A 24,806-nucleotide genomic window follows, 5' to 3' on the forward strand; every position below is an offset into this window, starting at 1 on the left:
TCATAAAAACTGCTGCAATTTCATGGGGAAACAATCAATAAAAAAAACAATGAACTGACCATTTCAGCCTTTTTATTATTTTTTCGCATGGTTGGTGTAATTGTGACTTGACCGAAATGCCAAACACATTGCAAGATAAAGCACCTAAAAAATTCAATATGAAGCGTTAATATAACTCTTCTCAACATTTACTTGCTGAAACAGCCGAGGATTACATGAAGGCTCTTGTTGCTGTAAAACGTGTGGTTGATGCCAACGTTAAAGTTCGCGTTAAGCCGGACAATAGTGGGGTTGACCTTACTAACGTTAAAATGTCAATTAACCCATTCTGTGAAATCGCAGTGGAAGAAGCGGTTCGCCTAAAAGAAAAAGGAACAGTATCTGAAATCGTAGTGGTTTCTGTTGGACCTAAAGAAGCGCAAGAACAAATTCGTTCTGCAATGGCGCTCGGTGCGGATCGTGGTATTTTGGTTGAAACAACTGATGAAATTGGCGCTTTAGAAGTTGCTAAAATTCTTAAAGGTGTTGTAGATCAAGAGAAACCAGAACTTATTCTTCTAGGTAAACAAGCAATTGATGATGACTCAAACCAAGTCGGTCAAATGTTGGCTGCTTTGCTTGGCGCAGGTCAAGGTACTTTTGCTTCAGAAGTAAAAGTGGACGGCGGAAAAGTTCAAGTGACTCGTGAAATTGACGGTGGTTTACAAACTGTTGAGCTTACACTTCCTGCGATTATTACCACTGACTTACGTTTGAACGAGCCACGTTATGCGGCACTTCCAAACATTATGAAAGCGCGTAAAAAGCCGCTCGATACCAAATCACCTGCTGATTATGGTGTTGCTACAGGGACTAAACTTAAAACTGTTAAAGTTGAGCCACCTGCTGAGCGTAAAGCTGGCGTACAAGTGAAGTCTGTAGACGAACTTGTTGAAAAATTAAAAAATGAAGCGAAAGTGATCTAATACAGAAGGATAAAATCATGAGTATTTTAGTAATCGCTGAACACAATAACCAAGCACTTAACGGTGCGACGTTAAACGTTGTTGCAGCAGCTCAAAAAATCGGTGGTGATATTGCTGTATTGGTTGCTGGTTCAGGCGCTCAATCTGTAGCGGATGCTGCTGCTAAAGTGGCTGGTGTCAGCAAAGTATTACTTGCAGACAATGCACTTTATGCCAACCAATTGGCTGAAAATGTAGCAAAACTGATTGCTGATGTTGTGAAAGAAGGTGGCTATAAATACGTTTTAGCAGCTTCAACTACAACAGGTAAAAACATTTTACCACGCGTTGCGGCATTGCTTGATGTCAGCATGATCACAGATATTATTTCTGTTGAATCTGCAAACACATTTAAGCGTCCAATCTACGCAGGTAACGCGATTGCAACGGTTCAATCTGATGAAGCTGTGATCATTGGTACTGTACGTGGTACAGCATTTGATCCAGTTGCTGCTGAAGGTGGTTCTGCTGCGGTTGAAACTGTGGGTGAAGCGGCTGACGCTGGTGTTTCTTCTTTCGTAAATGAAGAAATTGTAAAACTTGATCGTCCAGAATTAACTGCTGCGCGTATCGTTGTTTCTGGTGGTCGTGGTGTTGGTTCTGGTGAGAACTACCATAAAGTCCTAGACCCATTAGCGGACAAGCTTGGTGCTGCGCAAGGTGCGTCACGTGCTGCGGTTGATGCTGGTTTCGTACCAAACGACTTCCAAGTAGGTCAAACAGGTAAAATCGTTGCGCCAGATCTTTACATGGCAATCGGTATCTCTGGTGCGATTCAGCACTTGGCAGGTATGAAAGACTCTAAAGTCATTGTTGCAATCAACAAAGACGAAGAAGCACCAATCAACAGCGTTGCTGACTACTGGTTAGTGGGTGATTTGAACACTGTTGTGCCAGAATTGGTATCTAAACTTTAATTCATTATTGAGTTAAGTTGATAAAACGCTCTTGCGCGATCTATTGCGCAAGAGCGTTTTTTATTGAGAATGATAAAAAATAATGTGGTTTTTTCTGGTCTCTGACTGCTAAATATTTCACAAATTTTCTAAAACAATGTACGCTAAGTATTTGATTTATTCTATTCCTAATGACAGTTTGGAACTGTCTGTTTTTTCAGCATAAATTTACTCAAATATTAAAGGCTAAGCTGTATTAATCCATCACAATCTCCACATGATTTATGCTATACTTTTTAGCTATGTTTTTTACTTTTAGTTCAGCTTTTTGAACTAAGTTTTGCGAGATTAATACATAAATTGTGGCTGGCTTTTGCTTTGCTGCATAGAAAGGAGTATGCATGAGCGTATCGGAAATCCGACCGATTGCCATTGAAGATGAGTTAAAAAACTCATATCTCGATTATGCAATGAGTGTAATTGTTTCACGTGCATTACCTGATGTGAGAGACGGCCTGAAACCAGTCCATCGTCGTGTACTTTATGCAATGCATGAGCTAGGCAACGATTATAATAAAGCTTATAAGAAGTCTGCTCGTGTGGTGGGTGATGTGATCGGTAAATATCACCCGCATGGTGATACGGCTGTTTACGACACCATCGTTCGTATGGCGCAGGATTTTAGTCTACGTTATCTGTTGGTCGACGGCCAAGGTAACTTTGGTTCTGTCGATGGCGATAGCGCTGCGGCGATGCGTTATACCGAAGTTCGTATGACCAAACTCACCCATGAGTTATTGGCCGATCTTGAAAAAGATACGGTAGACTGGGTGGATAACTATGATGGCTCAGAACGAATTCCTGATGTTCTACCAACACGTGTGCCTAATTTATTAGTCAACGGCGCAGCGGGCATTGCAGTGGGTATGGCGACCAACATGGCGCCACACAATTTGACTGAAGTGATTCACGCCTGTCTGGCCTATGCAGACAATCCGAATATTTCCATTGAAGGATTGATGGAACATATCTCAGGACCAGATTTTCCGACAGGCGGCATTATTTACGGTAAATCAGGCATTGTCGATGCTTACCGTACCGGTAAAGGCCGTTTGCATATTCGTGGTAAATATCACTTTGAAGAAGACGAGAAAACGAATCGTACCACCATCGTTTTCACTGAAATTCCATATCAGGTCAACAAAGCACGTGTGATTGAACGTATTGCTGAATTGGTCAAAGAGAAAAAACTTGAAGGAATTTCTGAGTTACGTGACGAATCTGATAAAGATGGTATGCGGATCGCGATTGACTTAAAGCGTGGAGAAAACGCTGAAGTCATTGTGAACAACCTGTTCCTCAATACTCAGCTTGAAAATTCTTTTAGTATCAATATGGTCTGTTTGGATAACGGACAGCCAAAATTGATGAATCTGAAAGATATCATTGCGGCATTTATCCGCCATCGTCAGGAAGTGGTGACGCGCCGTACCATGTTCGAATTGCGTAAAGCACGTGAACGTGGTCATATTTTGGAAGGTCTCACCGTTGCCCTTGCCAATATTGATGAAATTATCGAAACCATCAAGACTTCTGCAAATCCAGCAGAAGCGCGTGAACGCTTACAGGCGGGCGAATGGGCGGGGGGGGGGGTTACTGCTTTGCTTGAAAAAGCAGGGGCAATTTCAGTACGTCCTGATGAAATCGAAGGTGAAGATCCAAATCGTCCATTTGGTCTGTCTGGCGATATTTATCGTTTATCCCCAACTCAAGTCGCTGCGATTTTAGAGCTTCGTTTACATCGTTTAACCGGCCTTGAGCAAGACAAGTTACATGCTGAATATACCGAGATTCTAGGTCAGATTGCTGAACTGACTGCCATTTTGAATGATTTCAATCTTTTGATGGGTGTGATTCGTGAAGAATTGGCACAAATCCTTCAACAATATGGCGATGCACGTCGTACAGATATTATTGAATCTCGTGTTGATTTCTGCCGTGAAGATTTGATCCCAGAAGAGCAAGTGGTGTTGACTGTTTCTCAAACGGGTTATGCCAAAACACAACCATTGTCCGATTACCAAGCGCAACGTCGTGGTGGTCGTGGTAAATCCGCGACTTCAATGAAAGATGACGATATTATTCAGCATCTTGTCGTGGCTTCCAACCATGCAACGGTCTTGTGCTTTACCAATGTCGGTAAGGTATATCGTTTGAAAGTGTTTGAAGTTCCTCAGGCTTCGCGTGGTGCAAAAGGTCGTCCAATGGTCAATTTATTGCCACTGGATGCCAATGAAACCATCACTGCGATTTTACCTTTGACTGAATTCCTTGAAAATCACTACGTCTTTATGGCCACAGCTTCGGGTACAGTCAAACGTGTTGAACTTGAGCAATTTGCCAATATTCGTGCGAATGGTTTACGTGCGATTGAACTGAATGAAGAAGATACCTTGATTGGTGTCGCGATTACTGATGGTAAGCAACAAATTATGTTGTTCTCCAACGAAGGCAAGGCGATTCGTTTTGCTGAAACCGATGTCCGTGCCATGGGGCGTACCGCCAAAGGTGTGCGTGGTATGCGTGTGGCGTTAGCTGCAACACTGGATAGCGAAGACGCAGACGTTGAGAATGATGACTCTGATGAGAGTGATGATTCAGATTCAAATGTGGTAAGTCGCATTGTCTCGTTGGTGGTTGTTCCAGAAACGGGTGAAGTGTTGTGTGCTAGTGCCAATGGTTATGGTAAGCGTACGCCAGTGAATGACTTCCCGACCAAGAAACGTGGCGGTAAGGGGGTGATTGCGATCAAGACTTCCGAACGTAATGGTGAGTTAGTTGGTGCAGTCTCAATTGATGAAAGCAAAGAACTGATGCTGATTTCAGATGGCGGTACTTTGGTGCGTACTCGTGCGGCTGAAGTGGCAATGACAGGTCGTAATGCACAAGGTGTTCGCCTGATTCGTTTAAGCGATGATGAAACACTGGTGGGTGTGGTATCGATTGAAGCGGTGGAAGAAGATGATGAAACTCTTGAAGTGATTGAAGGGGAAGCATCTGAATCTCAAGCTGAAGATATTGCTTCTCAAAATGATGAGATGAGTGAAGAATAATTCACTGAGCATCGTAAGATAAAAAAACCTGAGTTTTCGGACTCAGGTTTTTTTATTTCTCAGCTTTTTTGAAAATAAATCATGGCAGGTCTGTTTACAGATTGCTCCTCTGTTTTAAATCTAGCAAAATAGGACAACAATCGGCTTGTGCCGATTTACACTCATCGACCCAACTGCTGAGACGCTGCTTTAAGCCTTGTAATTCCTGAATACGAAGATCAATTTTCTCAAGACGCTGTTCAATCACATGGCGAACTTGTTCGCGATCATTCAGTTGTAATTGGAGAAGTTCTTTAATCTCACTGAGCTGTAATCCCGCATCTTTGGCTTTTTGTATAAAACTTAAAGTTTCTATATCTTGATCATTATAGTAACGATAGTGGCTGATGGTATCTGGGGTACGCATGAGACCAATACGTTGATAATAACGAATGGTTTCAACATTTAAATTGGCCTGTTTAGCCAGTTTTCCAATAGTCAGCATGGCTAAGTCCTGTTATTTGCCTCAATAAAAAGCTTGACTCCGTACCTAGGTACAGCATTTATCTTAACACAATCATATAAAAATACGAGAACATCACCATGACTGAGCAAAAGCAAACTTCATGTTGTTCCAAGGCTACAGTTCCACCGAAAAAAATGGTGTCTATTGATCCTGTTTGTGGAATGACAGTAGCTGAGGACAGCCAATATCATATTGATCTGGATGGAACTCGTTATTTATTTTGTTCCGCCAGTTGTAAGCAAAAATTCGAACAACATCCTGAAAAATATCTAGTTAAAGAAGCTGAATCTACGCTATCCAGTCATTGCTCTAATCCAACCGTAAAAATGCAACAGTCAGAGAAAAAATCAGAGAAAAGTTGTTGTGGAAATGAAAAAACCACAAGTCATGAGACAGGATCAGGGTGTGGATGTTCCCATCCAGCACCGCCTAAAGCTGTTTCAATTGGTTGTGGTCACGATTCAAAACCGTTGGATCAAAAAAAAGACGTGACCCAAACGACTGCTATGTCGTCATGTTGTGGAGCAAAGTCTATTGAAGCGGCTGTATCTACTGAAAAGACTCAACCTCAAGCCAAAAGTTGCTGTGGTGGCGGGCAGCATCAGCATGCTGAGCATGAAAATTCTCAAACTGAAATAGACCCAGTGTGCGGCATGAAAGTCAGTAGCAGTAGCCCTTTGCATACACATTATCAGGGTAAAGAATATTATTTCTGTAATCCTTCCTGCTTAGATAAATTTAAAAATGATCCTGAAACGTATTTGATTCCATTGGATGAGCGCGCTGTACCGGAAGGCGCAATGGATATTGATTATACCTGTCCGATGGATCCTGAAATTGTACAAAAAGGCCCTGGAACCTGTCCGATTTGTGGGATGGCTCTGGAACCGATGCAACCGACATTGGATGAAGGACCAAATCCAGAATTGGTGGATTTTAGTAAACGTTTCTGGACGACTTTGCCTCTCACTTTATTGGTGGTGGTTTTGGCCATGGGTTCACATATCCATGCATTTATTTCACCGCAGATCCAACCGTGGATTGAGTTGGTTCTGAGTATTCCTGTGGTGTTATGGGCGGGTTATCCATTTTTGCAAAGATGTTGGGTGTCTTATAAAACTCGGCACTTGAATATGTGGAGCCTGATTGGAGTTGGTGTACTTGCGGCGTTTATTTATAGCGTGATTGCGACCATTTTCCCATCACTGATTCCAATGGAAGCAAAAACAGGGCATGGCGTTGCGGTATATTATGAAGCGGCTTGTATGATTGTGTCTTTGAGCTTGCTTGGACAAATCATGGAGCTAAAAGCCCGAGCGCAAACAGCCGATTCCTTAAGAGCCTTATTACGTTTACAGCCACATACGGCCAAACGGGTTCGAGATGATGTGGTTGAGGAAGTCGACATCAGCCAGATTAAAGAAAATGATATTTTACAGATTTCTTCTGGTGAGCAGATTCCACTGGATGGCATCGTGATTGACGGGAAAACCTATGTCGATGAATCGATGATGACGGGTGAACCTGTACCTGTAAAAAAACAGGTGGAAGATAAAGTCATCGGGGGAACAGTCAATCAGCAGGGCAGTATTCGTATTCAAACTACTGCGGTTGGAACCAATACCACATTATCAAAAATGATTCAGGCTGTCGCAGAAGCACAGCGTTCAAAAGCGCCACTTCAACGCATTGCCGATATTGCAGCCAAATACTTTGTAATGGCAGTCCTCTCGATTAGCATTATTACATTTATAGCGTGGATGCTATTTGGACATGCACAGTTTGATTTAGCCTTAATGTGTGCTGTCGCTGTTTTAATTATTGCTTGCCCATGTGCATTGGGGTTAGCAACGCCAATGTCGGTGATGGCAACCACAGGTCGTGCTGCCCAAAAAGGGGTACTCTTTAAAGATGCTGAAGCAATCGAAGCTTTAAGCAAAGTCAATGTTTTGATTATCGATAAAACAGGCACACTGACAGAAGGAAAACCGAGCCTAAAACAAATCCAGTTATTGGATGATTCTCTAGAGCAAAAAACCGTAGAGCGTTATATTGCTTCAATTGAACAATATTCAACGCATCCGATTGCGCAAACTTTAACAAAACTTGTGAAAACAGATGAATTGTTAAAAGTTGATGATTTTGAAGATGTCACTGGTTTTGGGGTAAAAGGTCAATTTGAAGGGCAAAGCTATTATGTGGGTAGCCAGAAATTGGTTGATCAACTTGGATTAAAACTGGATGCTGCGCTCAGTGCCAAATTGGATCAACTGCGTGAACAAGGCGATGTGATTAGTTTTCTGCTGAATGACAAAGCCGTCATTGCTTATATTGTGATTCATGATGCGATTAAAGAAAATGCGAAAGCTGTCATTGATCAACTCCATCAAGATGGGATTGAAGTGATTATGGCAACAGGTGATCACCATAAAAATGCCCAAATGGTTGCGCAGCAATTAGGGATTGAACATGCTTATGGCGATTTAGATCCTAAACAAAAATTGGAGATCGTGAAACGCTATCAATCACAAGGCAAGGTCGTGGCGATGGCAGGAGATGGCATCAATGATGCACCTGCTTTGGCACAAGCCGATGTGGGGATTGCCATGGGCACAGGCACCGATATTGCCAAACAAACTGCGCAGATTACTTTGGTCAAAGGCGACATACAAGGTGTTGCCCAAGCAGTACATCTGGCTAAACAAGGCGTGAAAAATATGAAACAGAATTTGGCGTTTTCGTTTCTCTATAATGGTTTGGGTGTACCTATTGCGGCAGGAATTTTTTATCCACTGACAGGTTGGCTACTCACTCCGATGTTTGCAGCGATTGCCATGTCCTTGAGTTCGCTTTCTGTGGTATTAAATGCTTTAAGATTACGCAAACTTTAACAATATAAATCTATAAAAAACAGGAGCCTAAATTTGGCTCCTGTTTGATTTACGGAGTTTAATTTCTACTTGTGTTTATTTAAAAAGATCAGATATTGTTGAGCGACAATCTGATCAGCCTCCATAATGGGCATGTGTCCTACATCTTTTAAAATCAAAGGGTGTTCAGCATTTTTCAATAACTCTTTCAGTTCTTGGGCGGCTTCAACATTGATAATTTTATCTTTGTCTCCCCAGACAATATAAGTTGGTACATCGATAGATTTCGCCGCGATTGCAAAAGTCTCAGGCGTATATACTTTGGACATGGCAACGAGCTGATCGACCATGCGTTGAGTACTTTTAGACTGAGAAATCATGAGTTTTTCTTGTTCAGTCTTTAACTCAGTGGGAATAAAGGGCGGTGTTGCCGTGGCAAGCTGAAACAGTTTGTCAAAATCGCCTGCTTTTTTTACGACTAATTCATTCAATAACGTTGGATTTTTTAAATAAGGCGTATTCGCCGTTTTAAAGACACCTGCGCTATCGACCAAGAGTAAAGATTTTGTTTCAGTTGGATATTGTGCTGTATAGAGGAGGGCAATTGCGCCACCCATGCTATGTCCTGCGATATTGATATCTTTTTCGAAATGTCCAGCTTCAGCAAACCGTCTTAACTTTTCAGTTAAGTTAGGAATAGACAGGTCAAAATCATCGGCAACTTTCGTATCGCCATGTGCAGGCAAATCAGGAATGATGACATGATAGTTAGGCGTTAAATAACGTGCTACACGATTCCAGTTATCCCGACTACCCGCTAACCCATGAATTAAAATAATAGTCGGTTTGGAGGACTGACCTCCTTCGCTATATACCCATTCAATATCACCTACTTTTAATTTTTTAGTTTGTAAACCTGCCCAAGCGCGTTCTTGTTGTAACACGTTCTGAATATTGATATTTGAGGCAGCTATCGCGGTGTTGGAATGAGTGATGATTGCGGTAGTTCCTAAGCTTAAACTTAGGGCTAAACATAGATTTGAGAATGTCCGTTTCATTTTAATTTGCTCTAATTTTATTCATCCTTTATTTGAGTCTATCTAAAAGCCCTGAACAAAACATTTGCAGTAAATACGGCAACCAATAAATAAAAGCCAATTCAGACCAAAATTGATAAATGATGTAGAAAAAATTTAAATTGATGAAACTGCCCATCGGAAATGTCAGATGAGTCAATTTTATTTTTGGAGCACTCACCTAATGTTTAAATGATGAATAGGGAGTTTGATGATGGATCATTTAAAACAAAAACAGTATTTGATAAGCGTTGAATTTAATCATGTAATTGATCATTTATGGATGAAATTATCTTTATTGATTATATGCTTATTTCTATTGATTCCACATGGTCATGCTGAAAAACTAGATGATACCTAATAATATAAATAATAAAGAATGTTGAGATAATTGTGGGATTTTTTAGGATATTGTTGGATATAGTGGGATGAAATTTGAAAGGCTTTTTCATTTTTAGCGATGAAAAAGCCTGTTTTTTTAGCCGCCGAAAAGGGGCTGAGGCCATGCAAGTTATTTATGGTGAGCGTGTCGAAGCGATTATGCTGACTGAAAGTTGGTATCGGGAACATACCCCACATTTTAAAGCATCATTGGAAGATGGTGATATTGAAAATATGCCAGCAGATCAGGACGTGATTGAAGATCATCGCGCATTTGTGATGGTCAATGGTGTAGCTCGTATTCCCGCGATGGGTAAAACTAATACCAACAATAAAGACCGACATGGTGATAGTGGTATTGCGCACTTACTGGCGGACTATGCTGCCAAGAATCCGACTGCACCAATTGAATTTATTTCACTTCCTTCACGTGAAGAAATGGATTTGCATCCTGATGATTATGACGGGTGGTTTAGTGGTGGGTGTATTTAATACAGAATTAATCAATTTCTATAAAAGCAATTTTATGAATGCTTTTTGATGAATTGATTATTTTGAATTTTGAAACTTGTTTTCTACCCAACCGATCACTAAATGAAATTATAAAATTTGGTTCGTCTTTACTTAATTCTATTGTCCTCATAATTAATGACTCTTCATGCTCACTATTGAATATCTGATATTCAAAATTAAATTCATGATTATCACTCCTGATATACTTTACAAGTACATTTTTTACTTTAGCTCCAGTATTGTGAATAGTTACATGGTAGCCAGAATGCTGATTGAAAGATCGAATCCAAATTTGAAAACTTGGAAGAGATTCTTGATTAATTCTTGCAATTTCTAATTCTTCTTTTTCTTTAAATATTGAAAATTGTTGCATGGAAATTTCAAACTGTTTTATTTGTTGCTCCACGCTATTTCTTAATTCATCTGCTTGTAAATTTAAAGCAAGTGTATTTTGTTTTAATTCTTCTCCTTGTTGATAGTAACCAAATACCAGCCATAAAAAAGCTAGCGGTGAAAAAAAACCTGCAAAAAAATCTCCCAACTCATTTGGTTTAAGTGTTTTCATGTGATCAATGTCAGGTATAGCAAAATAAAATACCACTACAAGATAAACTATAGTAAAAATCATCATTCCTGAAAACTTGTTATTTGCTTTCTTATTCTGCATGGAAACACTTCCCCCTAACCATTAAAAACAAAAAATAAAATAATCCAAAACGAGGTGACGATTTAAAGGTCAGTTTAAACCGCCCCTTTGGTAAAAGTGCTACCGCAGGCTGAGCCTCGTTACCCTGTACAGAGTCATTCGAGGCTATCAAAAATGAAAAGCTTTTGCAGTAGGTGAAAATATGAAAACCAAGCCGATTATCCCGTGGCAAGGTGGAAAACGACGACTGGTGTCGCAACTGATTGAAAAAATCCCAGAACATGAGTGTTATGTTGAATTATTTGCAGGTGGTGCAGCCCTGTTCTTTATGCGCGAAAAACAATCCAAAGTTGAAATTGTTAATGATATTAATGGTGAATTGGTCAACTTGTATCGCGTGGTACAGCATCATCTGGAAGAGTTTGTGCGTCAGTTCAAATGGGCAATTATCAGTAGACAAATGTTTGAGTGGTTGAAAGCAGCCAGTACCGATTTAATGACGGACATCCAACGTGCTGCTCGTTTCTACTATTTGCAACACACCGCTTTTGGTGCGAAAAGTTCAGGCCAAACCTTTGGTACAGCAACAACTTCAAAGGCTTCCAGCTTTTTGCGCATTGAAGATCAATTGACTGAAGCTTATTATCGGCTTTCTGGCGTAACAGTGGAAAATCTAAGCTGGGATGAATGTTTGTTGAAGTATGACCGACCGCATAGTTTTATGTATGCTGATCCTCCTTACTGGAAGTTAGCGGGTTATGGTATGGAGTTTGGTCTGGATCAATACCAGCGCATGGCGGAGCTAATGAAAACTTGTCAAAGTAAAATCATGCTCTCAATTAATGATCATCCTGAGATGAGAGAAGTATTTGCTGAACTGAATATTTCGACGACATTAATTAAATATACCGTGGGCAATTCTGAGCAAAGTCGGCGGTTAAAACAGGAGTTGATCATTACTAATTACTGATCTGAAGCAAAAGGAAAGCTTTCCGCCTTAAACTTAAATTGTTGGATATCTATGCTGAGAGTCTCATTTAATCAGAGATTTAAGCAATGGATATTCAACATACCCGTGTAACCGTAGAAATTAATCATGATGTGCAATTTTCACGCTTTCATGAGGGAGAACAAAAAGGAGGTGTTCAGCCTTTAGCCCCAGAAGTGATTGCAATTGTAAAAGCACAACTTGAAGATGCACTTTTACATTTAGAAGAGTTAGCTAGTCGCAAGTAAGTTCTTTGTTTAAGTTAGCCATTATTGTATTCCAACTTAAAGACCTAAAAAATGGATGCCATGGTTCGGGTGCAATAAAATGCACTCTATTGCCAAGGCACCAAACGACCACGACTATACCAGCAAGACCAGCACTCGAAGCACATAATTGTAGTTCATCGATAATATCGGATTGCTCACTTTCAGATTTGTAATGAAACTGAGCATCCAGTGGAATAATAATCATGTCTTGCCCCTGTTCACGAAGGTGAGCGATTTTAAATTTAGACATTTGTTTTCTCTCTATTGTTATGAATCTTTTTTATATCATGGCGGTAAACTAGAAAATATAGATTTATAAATCTTTATAAAACGGTTTTTAGCGATTTTAATGCGATTCTGCGTCAATGATGCCAGATTCAATTTTAAATCGCTAAAAACGCATTCTGTGGCGATTCAACTTTTTAAACATCCAGCGGAAGTATTTCCGCCTGCTTTCAATCCATTGCTTTTTTTATGCTGACGTAAAATCCACAATTGTATTTTCGTCATGGCATCAAAAAAATCTAAGTCATCCAAACAAGACCGCACCGCACTTGAAACTAATCAGACCGCAGAAATCGCATGGTTAGCAAATCAGTGGCAGGAACATCCGACTGTTGGTTTGACACCAGAACGTTTAAATCGATTACTGACCGATGCGGAGCAAGGTAATCTGACTGCTCAAGCTGATTTATTCTCGGATATGGAAGAAAAAGATACGCATATTTTCAGTGAAATGGATAAGCGTAAAAAGGGATTAAATGGCCTAGAGTGGAATGTCACACCACCCAAAAATGCTACAGATCAAGAAAAAAAGATTGCTGAAGAAGTGACGGAATGGATCGATGACATCAAAGACTTTGAAATGTTCCTTTTCGATGCCATGGACGGTGTTGGCCACGGTTATTCATGTCAAGAAATTGAATGGCATCAAATGGGCAGTCTGTGGTTGCCTAAAAGTTTTGAACATATCAATGCTCGCAACTTTATGACGCCATACAGTCAACCGAATGAATTACGTCTCAATGATGGATCACCAGATGGCGTTGAATTTTTAGATTTTGGCTGGTTCATTCACCGTCATAAAGCCAAATCAGGTTACATCGCCCGCTCTGGATTGCATCGTGTTTTGTCATGGCCATTCCTATTTAAGAATTATGGTATCCGAGACATCATGGAGTTTTTGGAAATCTATGGGCTGCCAATCCGCTTGGGTAAGTATCCGTCTGGAGCCACTGCGGAAGAAAAAATGACATTATTGCGGGCAGTGATGATGATCGGGCGAAATGCAGGTGGTGCAATCCCTCAAGGCATGAGTATTGATTTTGAATCAGCAGCCACGGGTGATACTGACAATCATATGGCTCTGATCAAATGGTGTGAACAAAGTCAATCCAAAGCCATTGTGGGTGGGACTTTACTCTCTCAAGCCGATGGCAAAACCAGTACAAATGCCCAGTCTAAAACGCATGAAATCCAGTTCGATAAAATCGTTAAGTCTGATGCCAAGCAGTTGAGTCGATCAATCACTGACAGTTTGATCAGTCACTTGATGCGTATCAATTATCCGAACATTACTGAAGATCGTTATCCAGCATTTGCGTTTGATACCTCAGATATTGAAGACATGGAAACTTTCAGTAATTCGCTGGATAAGCTCGTTAAAGTGGGTATGCGAATCCCGCGCAGTTGGGCGCATGAGAAATTGGGTATTCCAGAACCAGCGGATGATGATGAGCCAGTGTTGGGTGTGCAGGCTGAACAAGCTGCCCCAAACTTAGCAGCCAACAATCTGCTTTATGCAGGTCTTCAACATAATTTACAAGCTGCACTGAGTCAGACCACAACAACCAACCCAGCCGAAGCCGCTGCGATCCGCGGCCAGATGCTGCTGGATGATCAGATTCAGGAGCAGGTCGACAATCAACATCTGCAAAATCAGGCTGAACAGATTTTACCGCAACTGCTGGCTAAGCTGAGTCAAGGTGATGATATTGATGGCGCGTTGGCCATGCTTGCTGAAATTTTCCCTGAGCGTGGTTTGGATAGTTTGCAGACTGATCTTGAAAAACTAATCTTTGCCAGTGATGTGCTGGGACGTTTGTCTGTAGATGTAGGTCGTAACCGTGGATAAGCCTACGCTTCAGGCGTTATTTAATCAGCCGCCACGACGGGCAATTGAGTATTTACAACAAAAACAGATCATGCCGTCGGAGGACTGGTGGCGGGTACAAGGCGATGCACATAACAAATCATTTGTGATTGCACACATGACCCAACTGGATCTGCTTGAAGATATTCGCCAGTCGCTAGTCGATGCGCAAAAAAATGGCATGAACTTGAAGCAATGGTCAGACATTGCTGAACAAAAAATGAAAGCCCGTGGTTGGTGGGGAAAACAGGAAATCCAGACTGAAGCTGGCACACGTGAAGTGCAACTGGGTAATGCCTATCGCCTACGCACCATTTACCATACCAATATGGCGCAAGCCTATGAGGCTGGTCGTCAGTCGGTGATGTGGAGCGAAGACAAGCTCTTTCCGTATGTTCAGTACAGTGCGATTTTAGACAATAAAACTCGTCCACGGCATCGGGCTTTACATGGCATTGTCATGCGTAAATCTGATCCAGCATGGCAATTTATTTCCCCAAAAAATGGTTATAACTGCCGCTGTACGGTCATTGAGTTAATGCAAGGTGATGTTGACGGTCAAAACATCATGATCTATGACAGTGGTAAATATCTGCAAGTGTATGATGTGGACGTCGGCAATGGCGGGATTGCCAAAGTCGCAAGGCTAGATTTTCCAGATCGGCCTTCATTTCAAACCGATGCGGGTTGGGCTGGACGTCCTAATGCTAATTTGACCCAGCAGCTGCTGGATAAGGCTTTGGTCGTTGAGCCTAAAATTGCCTCTACCGTGGTTCAGCAAACATTTAAAAATCAGGCTGTCGTCAATGCTTATAATGAAGAAGTTAAGCAATGGATCAAATCGGTTGATCCAGCACGTCCCCGTGGTGATATGAAACCAGTCGGTGTTTTTCCGAAACAGTTTATTGAAAAAATTAGGGAACATTCAGGCGTTTCTTTAGAAACCGCAGTGATTACCATACATGACAAAGACACCATTGCGCATATTTCCAAAGAGCGCAAAAAGCATGATCAGGACTGGTTTGCAGACATTGTTGAGCACTTAATTCAGCCACATGACCTGTACTGGGATGTCAAACATAGCAATGCAGCCTTGGTGTTTGATGTAGCAGATGGTGTTCATAAGTACAAATTGATTGTGCAGTTGAACCGTCAAACTAAAGGTCGTATCGATGGTGAACGTGTATCACAGACGGGCAATTTAATTAGAACCATTGTGGTTGAGGAAACCAGTAATTTTGAGAATGGTCAAGATTATATTTATTTGGATCATTTCGATGGCGAAAAAAAATAGCAAACGGTGCTGGGACTCGAACCCAGATAGACGAAAGCATTTAGCTTCCGATGGCTTCCTATCGCCTACACCCGTCTTACATAAAATATTAGCTTAAAATATACACAGGTGCAACTATGACAGTGCTTCAGCTCCGTGATGAAAATGTGATTCAAACGCTCAATCGAGCTGCATCAGGTTTACTCAATCCTGAGCCGCTAGCCGCGGCGTTAGAGCGAGTTTTAGTCAGTCAATCCTTACAGAATTTCCATGCCAATGGTCGTCCTGCATGGGCGGGTCTTTCGCCAGTGACTTTGGCGATTTACCGTCGTCAAGGCATTATCCCGCAAGGCATTTTACAGCGTTCAGCTGGTGGTCTGCGAGATAGTGTTCAAAGTGATCACGATGCAACATCGGCAACTGTGGGTGCTGGCTCAGGCAAGAGCGCAGATTATGCTGCGATTCATCAATTCGGTGGCATGGCAGGTCCTGGTAAGAAAGTCCGCATTCCTGCACGTCCATATTTACCGATGGATGATGCAGGTTTTTTACAGCCTGAAGCTGAAACCGCAGTTGAATACACCGCACAATATTTTTTAAGTCATTTGTTTGATTAAATTGATTTCAATATTCAGCGGAAACCTTTCCGCCTGATCTTCTAAGCCCCCGCATTTTAATCTCATAACATCATTTAAAAAGCTGATGTTATGACTGACAAAGTTCTTGTAGCTCCATGCTCATTCGTTTTTAACGCAACTGACAACCAACTGGTTTTAGTACCTGAAGGTACTTTTAGCGGTGTGGATGGTCGTCCATTTGATGCTCCTCACTGGTTATTGACACCAGAGAAAGGCCGTCAAATTGTAGCTGCCTTAAATGAACGCAAGATTGACATGGTCATCGACTATGAGCATGCAACTTTAAAAAGTCAAACCAATGGAATGCCAGCACCCGCTGCTGGTTGGTTGAAATCTGGAAGTTTCATCTACATTGATGGAGTTGGAATATGTAGCACTCAATTTGAATGGCTTGATAAGGCAAAAGGTTTTATTGAGTCGGGAGAATATAAATATTTATCGCCAGTACTTTTCTATAACAAGCTTGGCGAAGTTTTAGCATTAATTAATGTCGCCCTAACCAATACCCCTGCATTAGATCAGTTGCCCGAAGCCAAGCTTGCTGCGGCAGCACAGGAATTTTTTGCCCTAAATAATGATGAGGATTCAACAATGAACGAGTTTTTAGAACTCATGCGTAAAAAATGGGGCTGCCTGAAACAGCCACAGATGAAGAGTTTCTGGTAGCTGCAAATAGTGCATTTACCAAACTTGATGATGCATTTGGAACAGCTTTCGTCAAATCAGAACAAACCCTTGTTGCTGCAATTGAACAGGCTATCGAAGTTAAAGCTGCTGCCAACAGTCAAGCTGTGCCTGATCCAGCCAAGTATGTACCAATGGCGGTGTATCAGGAAGCTGTTGCCAAAGCGGGTAATGCCGATGCAGCAGTAAAAGCCAAAGAAATTGATGACCTGATTGTTGCGGCTTGTAGCGATGGGCGTTTGACAGGTGAAGCAACCATTAACTGGGTGAAAGATCAGGCCAAAACCAATCCTGATTTTGTCAAAGCACATCTTGAAGGCTTGCCAAAGATTGCGGCTTTAACTCAAAAGCAAACTGATCAAACAAAATTCGCTGCAAATCATCAAGGTGGCGGTCAACAACATACTCCTGAAGCCTTAGCGGTTGCAGCACAAATGGGAGTTGACTTGGGAGTAACACAATCATGAGCAGTATTTTAGATCAAACAGGTCGCCAAACCCTACGTCGTGAAGTCGGTTTGATTGTAGTTCCTGTCAAGGCCGCAGCGATTATTCGTGCAGGTTTTATGGTCTGTGTGGATGCCACGGGTTTTGCAGTTGAAGGCAAAGCAGCCACTGGACTGACCTATTTAGGGCGTGCTGAAGAACATGTCGACGCGACTGGTTTTGCTGATGGTGATTTAGGCATCACGGTCACTACAGGGAATGCCAATGCATTTTTATATGCCAATAGCGCAGCAGATCCAGTGACTCAGGCAAGTTTCGGAAAGCCTTGCTATATCGAAGACGGTGAAACGGTAGCAGAAACGGATACAGGTGGAACATTGTCCCCAGCTGGGCGTGTGGTCGGAATCGATGAAAATGGAGTATGGGTAGAATGAACGTAAACGGTGCTGCATTAAATGCAATTTTTCTGAGCCTTAGTAAGATTTTTAACCAGACTTTTACTGAAGTTCCTGTTGAATACACTGCTATTGCAATGGTAGTTCCTAGCAATGGTGCTTATGTAGATTATCGCTGGTTAGCCAACTTTCCTCAAATGAAGGAATGGATTGGCAAAAAGCATATTACTAAGTTGGCTGAATATGATTACGTGATTCGTAACAAAGACTTCGCTGCAACCATTGAAGTACGACGTAATGATATTGAAGATGATCAACTCGGGATTTATACACCGCAAGCTCAATCTGCGGCGTGGTCAGCCAAACAGCATCCTGATGAACTGGTCTTTGATGCAGTTAATAATGCATTTACAGCGAAATGCTATGACGGTCAGCCGATGATCTCTACCAGCCATAAGGTAGGCAAAACCAATATCAGCAATAAAGGCACTAAAAAGCTTTCGATTGAAACACTGGCAAAAGCACAAGCTTCTTTCGGTGCTGCTCGTACAGCCATGCGTAAATTTAAAGATGAATCTGGTCGGCCTTTAAATGTTACCCCGAATGTTTTGCTGGTTCCTGCTGCGCTTGAAGACATTGCAAACGCTTTGATGACAGTAGATCGGCTGGAAGATGGCAAGCCAAACCCATACAAAGGCACAGCCAAAGTTCAGGTTTCTGCACGCTTAACCGATGATAATGCATGGTTCCTGCTCGATACCACTAAACCAATCAAACCCTTTGTTTATCAGGTGCGTAAGAAACCTGTATTCGTCCAGCAAACCAGTATGGATTCACCAAATGTATTTATGGAAGGTGTTTTCTACTTTGGTGCTGAAGCGCGTGGTGCATCAGGTTATGGTTTCTGGCAGACCGTTTATGGCTCTACGGGTACGGAGGCATAAGCCATGTATGCAACGGTAGACGCGATGCTACGGAAATTCGGTGAAAGCGAACTGATTCAGCTCACTGACACCGAAGCTCCTTATGAGCATGTCATCAATTACGACAAGCTGAATGCTGCCATGGTTGAGGCTAATTCGGAAATCGATGGTTATCTCGCTGGTCGCTACAAGCTACCGTTGCCTGCTGTACCGCCATTTTTAGAGAGCATCGGTTGCCATATGGCGCGTTACTATGCTTGCACGGGTGCAATCTCTGAAAATGATCCGATCAAAACCCGTTATGACAATGCAGTGAAATCTCTCAAGGAAATTGCCAAAGGCACAATTGCTGTTGGCGGCACACCCGCTGGCGATGCTGCTCCAGTTAAAACCTCTTCCAATAATGTGATGTTCCAAGTGGGACGTCACGACTGGGGGGGTAAAGGATGGTAGACCTTAACCTTTCGATTGTTGAGCAAGCGATAAAAGATGTAATGGCTCAACAAATCAACGATGGTCATTGGCCTTGGGTACGTGAAATTACCACTTATGGTGGTGAATTTGATGATGAAACTCTTGCATTTGTGAAGTCATTCCCTGCAATCTGGGTGACTTATCAGAGTTCAACATCAGAAAAAACCAGCCATAACAAAACTGAGTATAAGTCCACATTTGTTGTACTCGTCGGTGCGCGTTCTCTGCGTAACGAAGAATCCCAACGTCATAGTGTTGGTGCAGATATCGGCACCTATGAAATGCTTGATCGGGTGCAGCGGCTGCTCAGCGTTAATGATTTATCCAGCCAAGGCATTCAAGGTCTTGCTCCGCTTGAGTTGGGCAAAACCCGAACTATTTTTAACACCACCACACGTGGCCAGTCGATTAGCGTTCTGGCTCAAGAATTTACAACTCAGTATGAGATTAAAGCTTCAGATCGTGACCGCGAAGAGGCTGAAACTGATGCCATGCTGACTCACGTCAATATTAATTATTACTTTGATCCAGCGGACTTTGGCGTTGCTGATGCATCCGATCTGGTCAAACTGAGAGAATAAATTATGTCGATCCCTCCAATCAAAACACCAGGTGTTTACACTGAAGTCAACATCAATACTCAGCGTACAGGCTTGATTGCGAATACACAAAAAGTATTGTTTATCACGACAGATACGCCTGAACTTAGACCCATCACGCCTGTCGATATTTATGACAAAGCTGCTGCTGATGCAATTTTTGGTGCAAATTCAGAGGCTGGTCGTATGATCACGGCTGCGATTAAAACCAATCGTGTGGTGGATGTGCAATGCTTGGGAAAGCAGCAAATGAACCTGTAAGTTGTACACCGATGAGCATCCCAGTTTGGGCAAAAAATGTTTATCCAAACAATTATGGTTTATTAACTTTCGATATTGAAGCACCTAATCTCGGCATAAGTATACGCAATGCTGGCATCGGTTTAACAGGTATTGCGAATAAAGAAATGGGCGAAATTTTTCAGCTATTTCTGGCGCGATTTATTCAAACGTATCCTGAAATTCTCATTCATGGATTTTCTACGGGTGTAACGAGTTTTCATTTTGATAGCTATTTTTACACTCCACAGAATTACACATTTGAAGGTTTGGATGGTAGTTATCAATCTAATCCAATAACAATCACTTTCAAAAAAGCTGGTGTAAGTATGGAAAGTGATCTGTATCCATTTCTTGGTGGATCAAATTGGGGAGATTCTGTATCTGCTCATTCATGTGGTTTAAAAACCATTGATACTAATTTAGGGATTTAACTCTATGTCTATTCAAGAAACAATTGCCCCACTTGGGCATACCATCATTGCACTATCAGCTCCACCAGCTGCTGGAGCAGATACACTGGCATGGATCACTCACTTGAACTCAGTCAGTGATGCAATTAATCAGAAATCTGCAATTTTAGTCATTCCATTTTCTAATGTGGATGATGCTGAAGATTTTGCAGCGCAAGCCCCCGTTGAAACAAGTTATCGTGTACTTTGCGTTTGCTACCACGGTGCAGAAGGTCAAGAGCCTGAACTGGCAGGTGCAATGGCAGCGGCATTGGCGGATTCAGCAGACCCAGCATTACCGTTTAATGGCGTTAATTTGATGGGTATCACACCCGTTGAAGATCAATATAAACTGACGTTTGAGCGTGTGGAAGCCGCGCTGAACAACGGTGTTTGTATGATTCAAACAGGTGCAGATGGTTTACCAGAAATTGTACGAGCGATTTCAACTTTTCGTAAAAATCCAGATACGGGTGAAGACGATGACAAAATGGTAGATATTAATGGAGCATTAATTACAGACTATACTCGTAAAGTGATGCGCAATGCTGGATCAAAAGAACGTCGTCGTAAAAATACAGCTGCTGCACGTCGTAATTTACGTTCAGTATTTTTGGCAGAAGCTTTGAAACTTGAAAAGGCTGAAATTTTAGAAAACGTCACTGCAACAGCAGACCAACTCACTGTTATTCAAGACCAAAATGATCCAACCCGTGCTGTTGCTAAGATTCCTGCTTACTGGGTACGTGGTATGCACGTTGTTGCTGCGACGATTGATGTGTACTAATCTGAAAAGTCTTTTCAAAATTAAGCCCCTTAATTGGGGCTTAAACATACTTCAGCATTCTGCCAGAACTTTTTTTTGAAGTTTTTAGCAATTAAATAACTCGCTTCATTATAGTCACCAAATGTTTTTGCTTCATCTCTATTCGATGTCCAACTGTACGTTGTCGTAGGTACTATACGCTGATTCAGTTCAAAGTCTGAATAGCCATCTTCAGCATAATCATAATGATCAGTCTGGCTTTGTTGTTTTAAATATAAGCCATCTTTTTTGATGTAATAGACTTTCATTGCATCTCTCACAATAAATGGAAACGTTTCCGCCTGATTTAATCATGTCAATAATTCAACAATAAGTCATCTTAAAAAGAGGCTTTGTAAAATGGCTGAGAAAGCTGTTGGTTTGATTATTTTAAGCATCAATGGTGAGGAATATGATTGCTCATCCTACAATGCAACCAAAAATACGGGAAAACGTCCTATACCTACTATGAATCGTTCTGGTGAGGTCAAATATACTGCGAATGGTATTAAAACCTATCAAGTTACTGTCGCTGTGGTGATTCCTGATAGCAAAGACACAATGGATTGGTTGGGTGTTGATGATGCTCGACTCAACATTGAGTCTCAGACGGGTACTTTCCGTGAGTCTTATATTGATTTCAACGTCCAAGAAATCTCGGATTCATATGAGGTCAACGGTGAAACCCGACGTAACCTGCAAGGTTTTGCGTTGTCTTATCTGAATGAAACCCTTTAAACACAAGGACTAGAACATGATTCAAGTTAAAGGCACTTTACCTGTTGCGTTAAAAAAGTTAGACGGTCAAACAGAGATTAAAAGTAAGCAAATCGTGATGCGTCAGATGACTGCGATTGAGTATATACAAGCTCAGGCTAGTATAACTGAGATTCAATATGTAGCTATCTCTGACTTGGCGATCATGACGAAACTGATTGATGCAGATGGTAAAGAGCATGAAATTACCTATGACATGCTTGGGAATTCTTCACGTGCAAATCTGGATTATTTACGAGAAAAACGCGCAGAACTGGATGCAAAGGAAGCAGCCGAGAGTTCAGAGGCGGAGCCAGAATAATTCGGGCATTGCTTCAGATCGGTGTGCCATATCATGATGCAGTTCAAATGCCGCTTGATATGGCCATCGCGCTTTTAAGTGATGAGCGGCTTGATAATACTCATCAGCGAAAACCAAAAGAATCTAACGGAGCCCCTGCACAATCTAACGTGCCTCATTCTGAAGGCATCACATATGTTGCCACCAAGCGTAAATTTTCAAAGCCAAAGGTTTAGTCTATGAGCAATCGAAATACCACTGTTTCCTTAACGCTTCAGATTAAGGGTCAGCAAGCATCGCAAGAGATGAAGCGTATCTCTGATCAGCAAGTGACTGCAACGACAAAAATTAATCAGCAGTGGACACAGATCGGTAATGCTCAGACTAAGTTTGTAAATACGGCCAAGGCTGGTACACGTGAAACGATCAACACTGCCCGTGCTGGGGATCAACTGCTACGCACCAACAAAATGCTTGAGAATGTGCTACGGCAGCAATCGATTCAGACCAAGTTACAGAGCCAGCTTTATAAGCAAAATGTTGCTTCTGCTCAACAACTTGCAAACTGGACAAAGCAGATTGAGCAATCAAGTAAGCGCACACAGCAACATGTGCAGCAGACAGCTGGATCGATGGGATTGTTACAGAAAGGAACTGCGGTTGTTGGTGGCGTTGCTGCGGCAGGTATGTATGCGTCAAATGTTCTTCAGAAACCACGTGATTACGATCAACAGCTTACATATATTGCTGCAACAGCAACAGGTGGACAAGGTATGCCAACTGCTGCGCGTTTAGCGGCACGTGGCCAATTAAATGAATACATTAAAGGAGCTGTACGCGGTGGCGGTGGTACACGTGAAGATGCTGCTGAAGCTGCGAATACATTAATCGCTTCAGGAAAATATGATTTAAATAATGTTCAAACGGCTTTGAATGTTGCTGTTAAAACAGCATTTTCTACAAATGCTAGTGCAAATGATGCTGCTACACTCACAACACGTATGCAGGATTTTGGTATAACAAATCTTCAGGAAGGTCATGACATTGCTGTTCGTGGTGGTCAATTAGGATCGTTTGAATATAAAGATCAGGCTAAATGGCTTGCACAACAAATGGCAGCAGCACGTTCTATTGGTTATTCAGGACGTGAAGGCTTTATTCAACTGGTTGGAATGAATCAGGTCGCAATGACTACAGCAGCAACTACTGACGAGGCTGGTAATAACTTGGTTAATTTACTGACTAAACTTTCAAGTCGTGAATTTAGTAAATCGATTGGCGATGAAGTTAAAGTTCAAAGCGGAGATCCAACTCGCATCGAAGGTAAGAAAAAGCCGCATGCAGTATTTGATTGGAGTACTTATGCAATTCAGCAACGTGGACAAGGTGTATATGGTGTAGAGGCTTTTATGAAGCTCTTAGAACGCCAATTTGCAGGCAATAAACAATATCAAGCGTTACAAGAAAAAGCTAAAAACTCATCAAATAGCGCTGATCGTAAACAGGCTATTGAAGACATGATTAATATTGCTGGTGGTAGTGAAATTGGTAAAATTATTGCAGATCGTCAGGCACTTATGGCTGCCTATGCTGTTTCATATCAAAAGGAAAATTTAACGAAGATCACAGGTGAACTTCATCAGTCTGCTGGAGCAGTTAACTCAGATTATCAAATGGTGAGTCAAACTGAATGGGCAAAAGATATTGCTTTTAATCAGGAAAAACTTTTTGCGCAGTCAAAAATGTATGATCAGCTTTCTGATTCACTTGGTAATGCAAAACAAAGAGTCAGTGAATGGGCATCAAATAATGAAAAGCTTGCTGCAAGTGCTTATGGGGCTGCTGTTGCACTTGGAACAATTGCAGTTGGTACAGGTGCTGTCACAGTACTCTCTGGTAAAGGTGCTGCTGCCGTAACTGGTGCTGGAAAACTCACAACCCGCGTTGGTGCTGGTGTATCTTCAGCAGCTCCAGCAGCAGGCTTAGTAGGCGCAGCTTATGCAGGTTCTCAATTCATTAAGCCTTATGATGATGCGGGTTATAATTTCATTTCTAATATGCTTTCTAAAATCGGTATAGGCTCTGGTGGTGAAAGTCCTGATTTTGTTCAGCAAGCAATTGATAAAAGTAAAGAACAGCAAGCCCTGTTGCAACAGCAAATTGCTGAGCAACAGCAGCAAAACCAACTAAGTCGAGATATGATCGGAAAATTAAGCACATTAATTAATGTGACAGGTCAAAACAAACCTACCTTTAATTTTGGTGGCTCTTTACTTGATGGCATTTCTCAAAATGTCCAACAACAAGAAAAACGCCACGGTGCGCCACCACCTTATATGATCGTCAAATAAATTTGATGGAAACATTT

At 41.7% G+C, this 24,806-nt stretch carries 24 protein-coding genes and 2 pseudogenes; 21 read left to right on the top strand and 5 right to left on the bottom strand.

Annotated elements, in window-relative coordinates:
• Positions 1–215 precede the first annotated feature (215 nt).
• From J500_RS08855 to gyrA, 3 genes are all read left to right on the top strand, one after another.
• Positions 216–965, top strand: a complete 750-nt coding sequence (locus J500_RS08855; RefSeq protein WP_004987127.1) for an electron transfer flavoprotein subunit beta/FixA family protein — start codon at positions 216–218, stop codon at positions 963–965.
• Positions 966–982: 17 nt separating this feature from the next.
• Complete coding sequence (locus tag J500_RS08860) at positions 983–1,921, top strand: electron transfer flavoprotein subunit alpha/FixB family protein (RefSeq protein WP_004998809.1); 939 nt, start codon at positions 983–985, stop codon at positions 1,919–1,921.
• A gap of 380 nt (positions 1,922–2,301) precedes the next feature.
• Positions 2,302–5,013: a DNA gyrase subunit A gene (gyrA, locus tag J500_RS08865; RefSeq protein ID WP_004998807.1), complete on the top strand. Its 2,712-nt coding sequence runs from the start codon at positions 2,302–2,304 to the stop codon at positions 5,011–5,013.
• A 94-nt stretch (positions 5,014–5,107) separates the two neighbouring features.
• Here gyrA and J500_RS08870 read toward each other — a convergent pair whose 3' ends face one another.
• Positions 5,108–5,497, bottom strand: coding sequence for a MerR family transcriptional regulator (locus tag J500_RS08870; protein ID WP_004998803.1), 390 nt, complete (start codon positions 5,495–5,497; stop codon positions 5,108–5,110).
• Positions 5,498–5,595: 98 nt separating this feature from the next.
• On the opposite strand from J500_RS08870, the gene J500_RS08875 reads away from it, so the two are divergent.
• Positions 5,596–8,409, top strand: coding sequence for a heavy metal translocating P-type ATPase (locus tag J500_RS08875; RefSeq protein ID WP_004998801.1), 2,814 nt, complete (start codon positions 5,596–5,598; stop codon positions 8,407–8,409).
• A gap of 65 nt (positions 8,410–8,474) precedes the next feature.
• Here J500_RS08875 and J500_RS08880 read toward each other — a convergent pair whose 3' ends face one another.
• On the bottom strand, positions 8,475–9,446 hold the full coding sequence (locus tag J500_RS08880; protein WP_004998799.1) for an alpha/beta fold hydrolase: 972 nt from the start codon (positions 9,444–9,446) through the stop codon (positions 8,475–8,477).
• Positions 9,447–9,959: 513 nt separating this feature from the next.
• Between J500_RS08880 and J500_RS08885 the strand changes: the two are divergent.
• Positions 9,960–10,337: pseudogene (locus tag J500_RS08885) on the top strand (hypothetical protein); the annotation flags it as partial.
• A 7-nt stretch (positions 10,338–10,344) separates the two neighbouring features.
• Here J500_RS08885 and J500_RS16910 read toward each other — a convergent pair.
• Positions 10,345–11,025 carry a hypothetical protein gene (locus J500_RS16910; protein ID WP_004998793.1) on the bottom strand — a complete coding sequence of 227 codons (681 nt, stop codon included), beginning with the start codon at positions 11,023–11,025 and terminating at the stop codon, positions 10,345–10,347.
• Between the two features lie 181 nt (positions 11,026–11,206).
• Here J500_RS16910 and J500_RS08895 point away from each other — a divergent pair, with 181 nt between their 5' ends.
• Both J500_RS08895 and J500_RS08900 read left to right on the top strand, forming a co-directional pair.
• On the top strand, positions 11,207–11,974 hold the full coding sequence (locus tag J500_RS08895; protein WP_004998791.1) for a DNA adenine methylase: 768 nt from the start codon (positions 11,207–11,209) through the stop codon (positions 11,972–11,974).
• A gap of 86 nt (positions 11,975–12,060) precedes the next feature.
• Positions 12,061–12,240 carry a hypothetical protein gene (locus J500_RS08900; protein WP_004998789.1) on the top strand — a complete coding sequence of 60 codons (180 nt, stop codon included), beginning with the start codon at positions 12,061–12,063 and terminating at the stop codon, positions 12,238–12,240.
• Here the strand turns inward: J500_RS08900 and J500_RS08905 are convergent.
• Entirely contained in the window at positions 12,227–12,511 is a 285-nt protein-coding gene (locus J500_RS08905; RefSeq protein WP_004998788.1) for a hypothetical protein, read from the bottom strand. The genes J500_RS08900 and J500_RS08905 overlap by 14 nt on opposite strands.
• Positions 12,512–12,769: 258 nt before the next feature.
• On the opposite strand from J500_RS08905, the gene J500_RS08910 reads away from it, so the two are divergent.
• The 11 genes and pseudogenes from J500_RS08910 to J500_RS08960 all read left to right on the top strand — a co-directional run bounded on the left by J500_RS08910 (position 12,770) and on the right by J500_RS08960 (position 21,363).
• On the top strand, positions 12,770–14,395 hold the full coding sequence (locus tag J500_RS08910) for a DUF935 domain-containing protein (RefSeq protein WP_004998787.1): 1,626 nt from the start codon (positions 12,770–12,772) through the stop codon (positions 14,393–14,395).
• Positions 14,388–15,707: a phage minor head protein gene (locus J500_RS08915; protein WP_004998785.1), complete on the top strand. Its 1,320-nt coding sequence runs from the start codon at positions 14,388–14,390 to the stop codon at positions 15,705–15,707. Before J500_RS08910 ends, J500_RS08915 begins: the two co-directional genes overlap by 8 nt.
• Before the next feature lie 116 nt (positions 15,708–15,823).
• On the top strand, positions 15,824–16,303 hold the full coding sequence (locus tag J500_RS08920) for a phage virion morphogenesis protein (RefSeq protein WP_004998783.1): 480 nt from the start codon (positions 15,824–15,826) through the stop codon (positions 16,301–16,303).
• A gap of 90 nt (positions 16,304–16,393) precedes the next feature.
• Positions 16,394–17,475 (top strand): annotated as a pseudogene (locus J500_RS08925) (phage protease).
• A complete protein-coding gene (locus J500_RS08930) occupies positions 17,472–17,888 on the top strand; it encodes a hypothetical protein (RefSeq protein ID WP_004998777.1) in 417 nt (138 codons plus the stop codon). Before J500_RS08925 ends, J500_RS08930 begins: the two are co-directional and overlap by 4 nt.
• Positions 17,885–18,793, top strand: a complete 909-nt coding sequence (locus tag J500_RS08935; RefSeq protein ID WP_004998774.1) for a Mu-like prophage major head subunit gpT family protein — start codon at positions 17,885–17,887, stop codon at positions 18,791–18,793. Before J500_RS08930 ends, J500_RS08935 begins: the two co-directional genes overlap by 4 nt.
• Positions 18,794–18,796: 3 nt before the next feature.
• Positions 18,797–19,225 (top strand): gp436 family protein, encoded by a 429-nt coding sequence (locus J500_RS08940; protein WP_004998770.1) that lies wholly within the window; start codon positions 18,797–18,799, stop codon positions 19,223–19,225.
• Positions 19,219–19,827, top strand: a complete 609-nt coding sequence (locus tag J500_RS08945) for a phage protein Gp37 (protein WP_004998768.1) — start codon at positions 19,219–19,221, stop codon at positions 19,825–19,827. Before J500_RS08940 ends, J500_RS08945 begins: the two co-directional genes overlap by 7 nt.
• A gap of 3 nt (positions 19,828–19,830) precedes the next feature.
• Positions 19,831–20,106 (top strand): hypothetical protein, encoded by a 276-nt coding sequence (locus tag J500_RS08950; protein ID WP_004998765.1) that lies wholly within the window; start codon positions 19,831–19,833, stop codon positions 20,104–20,106.
• On the top strand, positions 20,076–20,558 hold the full coding sequence (locus tag J500_RS08955; protein ID WP_004998763.1) for a hypothetical protein: 483 nt from the start codon (positions 20,076–20,078) through the stop codon (positions 20,556–20,558). The genes J500_RS08950 and J500_RS08955 overlap by 31 nt, the downstream gene beginning before the upstream one ends.
• Positions 20,559–20,562: 4 nt before the next feature.
• On the top strand, positions 20,563–21,363 hold the full coding sequence (locus J500_RS08960; protein WP_004998760.1) for a hypothetical protein: 801 nt from the start codon (positions 20,563–20,565) through the stop codon (positions 21,361–21,363).
• Between the two features lie 29 nt (positions 21,364–21,392).
• On the opposite strand, the gene J500_RS08965 is transcribed toward J500_RS08960, so the two are convergent.
• The gene (locus J500_RS08965) at positions 21,393–21,650 is read right to left on the bottom strand and encodes a hypothetical protein (RefSeq protein ID WP_004998758.1); all 258 of its coding nucleotides are present in this window, start codon (positions 21,648–21,650) and stop codon (positions 21,393–21,395) included.
• 91 nt (positions 21,651–21,741) lie between these two features.
• On the opposite strand from J500_RS08965, the gene J500_RS08970 reads away from it, so the two are divergent.
• The 3 genes from J500_RS08970 to J500_RS08985 all read left to right on the top strand — a co-directional run bounded on the left by J500_RS08970 (position 21,742) and on the right by J500_RS08985 (position 24,789).
• Positions 21,742–22,119, top strand: coding sequence for a hypothetical protein (locus J500_RS08970; protein WP_004998755.1), 378 nt, complete (start codon positions 21,742–21,744; stop codon positions 22,117–22,119).
• 16 nt (positions 22,120–22,135) lie between these two features.
• Positions 22,136–22,459, top strand: a complete 324-nt coding sequence (locus J500_RS08975; protein WP_004998754.1) for a hypothetical protein — start codon at positions 22,136–22,138, stop codon at positions 22,457–22,459.
• Positions 22,460–22,677: 218 nt separating this feature from the next.
• Positions 22,678–24,789, top strand: coding sequence for a phage tail tape measure protein (locus J500_RS08985; protein ID WP_004998752.1), 2,112 nt, complete (start codon positions 22,678–22,680; stop codon positions 24,787–24,789).
• Positions 24,790–24,806: the final 17 nt, after the last annotated feature.

Origin of the sequence: Acinetobacter sp. 479375 (genome assembly GCF_000581715.1) — a bacterium.
GTDB classification, from domain to species: domain Bacteria; phylum Pseudomonadota; class Gammaproteobacteria; order Pseudomonadales; family Moraxellaceae; genus Acinetobacter; species Acinetobacter ursingii.